Annotated in this window: 1 protein-coding gene; it reads right to left on the bottom strand. The window is 69.0% G+C overall.

Translation table 11 applies throughout. The features are described 5' to 3' along the window. Nucleotides 1–381: hypothetical protein (locus tag EOB59_RS35075; protein ID WP_164895878.1), on the bottom strand; the 381-nt coding region annotated here is incomplete at both ends.

The following is a 381-nucleotide window of genomic DNA, read 5'->3' on the forward strand; positions in this document are numbered from 1 at the left end:
GTGGTAGCTGCCGGCCGCATCGACGGCGAGCGGTCCGAGCCCGGCCTGCCGGGTCTGGCTGGTTTCGATGCCGGCCAGTTGCGCATTGAAGCGGACATCGGGAGCGGCCGGCGGTCCGGTCACACCAGCCGTGCCGCTGAGCGTGCCCACAGCATCGAGGCCGGGCGAAAATCCATTGGCGAGCGCCGCGGGCAGTGCCGAAAATTGCGCCGCGAGATCGAGCGTCTGGCCAGCTGTCCCGGACAAGGTCACCGAGCCGCCGCCGACGTCGAGCGCCAGCCTTTCGATGCTGGTCGTGCCGTTGGCGATGCTTAGTGTCGACGCCTGGGCGATTGCCGCCTTGATGCCGCGAACCGTCGCCTCGCCCGAGGCAATCTCGAT

The organism is Mesorhizobium sp. M7A.F.Ca.MR.176.00.0.0 (assembly GCF_004023165.1).
In the GTDB taxonomy this organism is placed as follows: domain Bacteria; phylum Pseudomonadota; class Alphaproteobacteria; order Rhizobiales; family Rhizobiaceae; genus Mesorhizobium.